Here is a 5,532-nt window from a genome sequence, read left to right as displayed (position 1 = left end):
TGATGGCGAGCGTCATGCGCTCCTTCGCCATGCGACGACGCACGTCGGCCAGCTGGATATCGACGATCCGCTCGATCTGCTCCATGCCCAGCGGGTGGAACACCACGATGTCGTCGATGCGGTTCAGGAACTCGGGCCTGAACGTATGGCTCATCGCCTCGTCCACCTGGCGGCGCATCTCCTGTTCGTCGTGGCCCGCGTACTCGGCGATGGCGCTCGACCCCACGTTGCTCGTCATGATGATGATCGTGTTCTTGAAGCTCACCTGACGACCTTGGCCGTCGGTGAGCCGACCGTCATCGAGCACCTGCAGCAGCACGTTGAACACGTCCGGGTGCGCCTTCTCCATCTCGTCGAGCAAGATGACGCTGTACGGGCGACGGCGCACCGCCTCGGTAAGCTGGCCGCCCTCGTCGTAGCCAACGTATCCCGGAGGGGCGCCGATGAGGCGCTGGACGCTGAACTTCTCCATGTACTCCGACATGTCGATGCGCACGAGCGCGCGCTCGTCGTCGAACAGGCACTCGGCGAGCGCCTTAGCGAGCTCGGTCTTGCCCACGCCGGTGGGGCCCAGGAAGAAGAAGCTGCCGATGGGGCGGTCGGGGTCGGCGAGGCCCGCACGGCTGCGGCGCACCGCGGCGGCCACGGCGCGCACGGCCTCGTCCTGGCCGATCACGCGACGATGCAGCTCGTCCTCGAGCGTCTTGAGCTTATCCAGCTCGCCCTGCATCATCTTGGCCACGGGAACGCCGGTCCACGCGCTCACCACCTCGGCGATCTCGTCGGACGTCACCTGCTCCTTCAGCCCCTCGCCGGATTCCTTCTGCGCGTCGAGCGCCTCCTCGGCCTGCGCGCGGTCGGCCTCGAGCGACGGAATCACCGAGTAGCGCAGTTCTCCGGCGCGCTCGAAGTTGCCATCGCGCGTCGCGCGCTCCAGCTCCCCCTTCGCGTCATCGATGCGGCCCTTGAGCTCCTGGATGCGGTCGATGGCGTTCTTCTGGTTGAGCCAACCGGCCTTCTGGACGTTGAGCTGCTCCTGCACCGTCGCGATCTCCTGGCGCAGCGCCTCCAGGCGCTCGCGGGACGCGTCGTCGGTCTCCTTCATGAGCGCCTGCTCCTCGATCTGCATCTGCGTGAGCTGGCGCGTGATGGCGTCGATTTCGACGGGCATGGAATCGAGCTCCATACGCAGACGGGATGCCGCCTCGTCCACCAGGTCGATGGCCTTATCCGGCAGGAAGCGGTCGGCGATGTAGCGGCTCGACAGGTCGGCGGCCGCCACCAGGGCGCCGTCGGTGATGTGCACGCCGTGGAAGATCTCGTACTTCTCCTTGAGGCCGCGCAGGATGGAGATGGTGTCCTCTACGCTGGGCTCGCTCACCATGACCTGCTGGAAGCGACGGGCGAGGGCCGCGTCCTTCTCGATGTACTTGCGGTACTCGTCGAGCGTGGTGGCGCCGATGGCATGCAGGTCGCCGCGGGCGAGCGCGGGCTTGAGGATGTTGCCGGCATCCATGGAGCCCTCGGTAGCGCCCGCGCCCACGATGGTATGCAGCTCGTCGATGAACAGGATCACGCGGCCGTTGGCGCGCTCGACCTCCTTGAGCACGGCCTTCAGACGGTCCTCGAACTCGCCGCGGTACTTGGCGCCCGCCACCAGCGCGCTCATGTCGAGCTCGATGATGTCGCGGTCGCGCAGCGTGCTGGGCACGTCGCCCGCCACGATGCGCTGCGCGATGCCCTCGACGATAGCGGTCTTGCCCACGCCGGGCTCTCCGATAAGCACGGGGTTGTTCTTCGTGCGGCGGCTCAGCACCTGGATCGTCCGGCGAATCTCCTCGGTACGACCGATCACCGGATCGAGCTTGCCGGCACGCGCGAGATCGCACACGTTGCGGCCGTACTGCTCGAGCGCCTCGAACTGCAGCTTGTCATCCTCGCTGGTCACGCGGTCGTCGCCGCGCAGCTCGGTGTAGACCTCCTCGATGCGCTCGCGCGTGACGCCCGCGTCGGCCAGGATGCGACCCGCCTGGCCGCGATCCTCGGCGAGCGCCATAAGCAGGTGCTCGGTCACCACGAAGTTGTCCTCCATCTTGGAGGCGAACTTCTCGGCGCGGTCGAGCACGCGCGTGAGCTCGCCGGACAGCCCGATCTGCGCGCCTCCGCTCACCTGGGGCGCCGCCTCGATGGCTTGCTGCGTAACCAGCGCCAGGCGCTTGGGATCCGCCCCGATGCGCTCGATGATCACGGAGATATTGCGCTCGCCGCCCGTAAGCAGCGCTGCCAGCAGATGGACGGGCTCCACCGAGCCGGCGCTCGCATCGCCCGCGATAGCGATGGCGTTTTGCAACGCCTCCTTCGAGGTCATCGCCAACTTGTCGATCCTCATGTCTATCACCTCTCTATGCAGCCCATCCCCGCACCTCGAACCGCTCACCTCAGATTAGGGACAGGCACCAATCTGAGACCGGAATATGTCCCAGGTCGGCGCCCGCCTCAGATTAGTGCCTGTCCCTAATCTGAGAGCCCTAGGCGAAAGGCCTCGTGGCAGATGCAAAGCGGGCTGCGCTCGGCCGCCCTACGGGGCGGCACACTGTTCTGTCGAGAAGTATTGTTGCCACCGCAGGCCGGTCCTATACCTAAATCTAAGTCTCCATATATAAGATTTATTAAGCGCGTATATAACAAAGGTTACCGACTTCGCAAACAAAAACGGGGCGCATCGGCTTTTCGTGCCGATGCGCCCCGAACAACGCCCTCTACCGCGAATCGCATCGCCGCGTCCCGCGCTTCCTACAGGCCGCCCCCGCCCAGCAGGCCGCGGAGGACCTGCTCGGGGTTGGCGCTGCCGTCACGGGGAGCCAGCGCGGTGATGCGCTTCTGCATCTTGAGCTCGTGCAGCTCTTCCTGCGCGCGTCGCAACTGCTCGCGCAGCTTCTCGTTCTCGCGCTCGCGCTCCTCGGCGCGCTCTTTCATATCGAGGATGCGCACCACGCCGGCGAGGTTGATGCCCTCGTCGGTGAGCTGGTTGATCAGCTCGAGGCGCTCGATATCGCTTTGCGAGTACAGGCGCGTGTTACCGCCCGACCGCTTTGGGTTCACCAGGCCCTTTGACTCGTATACGCGCAGCGTCTGCGGGTGCATGCCCGTCAGCTCGGCTGCCACGCTGATCATGTACAGCGGCTTATCGCGTCCTTCCTGGGACATTTCTCCTCACCCTTCCCCTTATCCGCGCACGATGCGCGATGCGGCGCATCCTAGTACGTGCCGTGGTAGCGATCGACCTTCTCGCGATAGTCGCGCGTGTCGGCATCGCGCAAGGCCTCGAGCTTCTCGCGCTCCTCGTCGCTCAGGCGCATGGGTACCTGCACGGCAACCTTGACCAGCAGCGCGCCCTTCTTGCCACGATGCTTCACATCGGGCGCGCCCATATCCTTGAAGCGGAACGTCTTGCCGCCCTGCGTGCCCGCGGGCACCTTCAGGCGCACCGTGGCGCCGCCGGGCGTGGGCACGTCCACCGTGCAGCCCAGCGCGGCCTCGTACATCGAGATGGGCAGCTCCATGGTGACGTCGGCGCCCTTGCGCTTGAAGAGCGGGTGCTCCTCGACGTGCGTGGTCACCACCAGGTCGCCGCGCTCGCCGCCACCGGTGCCGTACTCGCCGCGGCGCTTGTAGCGTAGCTTGCCGCCGTCGACCGCTCCCGCGGGAACCGAGACCGTGATGGTCTGCTGCTCGCCCGTCGACGGGATGCGATAGGTCACCTTATGCGTGGTGCCGCGAAACGCGTCCTCGGCGGTTACATCGACGGTCAGCGACAGGTCGCTGCCCTTACGGCTGCGCGCGCGGGCGCCCGTAGCCCCCGCCGCGCCGGCAAAGCCCTGGCCCCAGTCCGTGCCAAACGCCCCCTCGCCGCGGAAGATGCTGTCGAAGATATCGCTCCAACCCGCGCCGCCGGCACCGGCGCCCGCGTAACCGTAACCGCCCGCGCCGCCGCCCGGCATGCCGCCGAACATGAGCATCTGGTCGTATTCCTTGCGCTTCTTCGCATCGGAAAGCGTATCGTACGCCTCGCTGATCTCCTTGAACTTCGCCTCGTCGCCACCGGCATCGGGGTGATGCTTCTGGGCGAGCTTGCGAAACGCCGTCTTGATCTCTTTGTCGGAGGCGTCGCGAGATACGCCGAGGACATCATAGAACGTCTTACCCTGTGGCATCGTCTGCCTCCCTTCCTGCGCGCCTTCCGGCCCGCTTGTTCATCGTCAAACTGTCGGCGCGGACGCCATGGCGCGCCCGCGACCGCGCGCGGACCGGACGCCTCCGAAGGCACCCAGCCCGGCTGCAGCCCAATCGGCCCGCACATCCGAAGGCGGCTCCACGTCGAAGCCGCCTGCACCCGAGCCGCGGGCCGCGGGCCCTCTGGCAGCCGGCTTGCCCATGCGCACCGTCGCGACGGCCGCCCGGCGGTGCCGCGACTTATAAACAACTCAGGGCGCGCCGACGTGCGACGCGCCCTTCACGTGCTGATTTCTACTCCTCGGAGGCCTCGTCGACTTCCTCGGACTCGGCCTCCGGCTCGGGCGCGGGGCGCTTGGCGCCACCGTACGTCACCGTGACCATGGCCGGGCGCAGCACCTTGCCGCCCAAGCGGTAGCCCTTCTGGTACACGTCGTTCACGGTCTCGTCGAACTGCTCGGCGTCCTCCACGCGACCCACCGCCTGGTGGACGTTGGGATCGAACGCCTCGCCAGCCGGGTCGATGACCTCGGCGCCCTCGTGCTCGAGAACGCCCATGATCTTCACGCGAACCGCGTCCACGCCGTCCACGAACTGACCGAAGCTCTCGGAGAGCTCCTGTGTGCGGGCATGCGCCAGCGCGCGCTCCATGTCGTCGATCGAGGGCAGCAGCGCCATGATGAGCTTCTCCGTGGCGCGCTCGCGTTCCTCGTTGCGCTCACGGGCGGTGCGGCGGCGGTAGTTCTCCCAGTCCGCCTGCAGGCGCGCATGGCGCTCGACGGCATCCTTGGCCTTGTCCTCGGCCGACGCCTTGGCCTCGGCCGCCTCGTCAAGCTCGCGGCGCAGACCCTCGAGCTCCTTGGCAGCCTGCTCGTACTTGAACTTGAAGTCGTTCTCGGCCGCCTCCTCGCCAGCGCGGATCGCCGCCTCGACCATTTCCTCCTCAGTCATGGCCGGAGCATCCTGCTGGGGCTCGGCGCTCTCCTCGACCTCTTCAGACGCTACGGTCTCTTCTGCGGCCTCGGCGGTCTCGACGTCCTCCGTCTCGACCTCTTCCACCGACTCAACGGGGATCTTCACGTCTTTCTCCTTACGCGGGAACATCGTTAGTTGTTGGACTCGTCGTCGACGACCTCGTAGTCGGCGTCGACCACGTCGTCATCGGAGGAGGAGCCGTCGGTGCCGGCAGCCTGCTGCGCGTCGGCATATACCATCTGGGCGAGCTCGTAGGCTACGGACTGCAGGTTCTCACCAGCGGACTTGATAGCGTCCACATCGGAGCCCTCGAGCGCCTTCTTG

General features: G+C 66.6%; 4 protein-coding genes and 1 pseudogene. All 5 read right to left on the bottom strand.

Annotated features, from left to right (window positions below; genetic code table 11):
* Nucleotides 1-2,389 (bottom strand): ATP-dependent Clp protease ATP-binding subunit (locus I2E26_RS07575; RefSeq protein WP_195420246.1); only part of this gene is annotated, 2,389 nt, incomplete at its 3' end.
* 404 nt (nucleotides 2,390-2,793) lie between these two features.
* The gene (locus I2E26_RS07570; RefSeq protein WP_147588157.1) at nucleotides 2,794-3,207 is read right to left on the bottom strand and encodes a heat shock protein transcriptional repressor HspR; all 414 of its coding nucleotides are present in this window, start codon (nucleotides 3,205-3,207) and stop codon (nucleotides 2,794-2,796) included.
* 50 nt (nucleotides 3,208-3,257) lie between these two features.
* Nucleotides 3,258-4,214 (bottom strand): DnaJ C-terminal domain-containing protein, encoded by a 957-nt coding sequence (locus tag I2E26_RS07565; protein ID WP_147588158.1) that lies wholly within the window; start codon nucleotides 4,212-4,214, stop codon nucleotides 3,258-3,260.
* 313 nt (nucleotides 4,215-4,527) lie between these two features.
* On the bottom strand, nucleotides 4,528-5,313 hold the full coding sequence (locus I2E26_RS07560) for a nucleotide exchange factor GrpE (RefSeq protein WP_370551469.1): 786 nt from the start codon (nucleotides 5,311-5,313) through the stop codon (nucleotides 4,528-4,530).
* A 26-nt stretch (nucleotides 5,314-5,339) separates the two neighbouring features.
* Nucleotides 5,340-5,532 (bottom strand): annotated as a pseudogene (gene dnaK, locus I2E26_RS07555) (molecular chaperone DnaK); the annotation flags it as partial.

Source organism: Collinsella sp. D33t1_170424_A12, from assembly GCF_015554865.1.
Taxonomy (GTDB): Bacteria; Actinomycetota; Coriobacteriia; order Coriobacteriales; family Coriobacteriaceae; genus Collinsella.
Note: the sequence above shows the minus strand (reverse complement) of the source record. Positions and strands in the feature narration are given on the sequence as shown.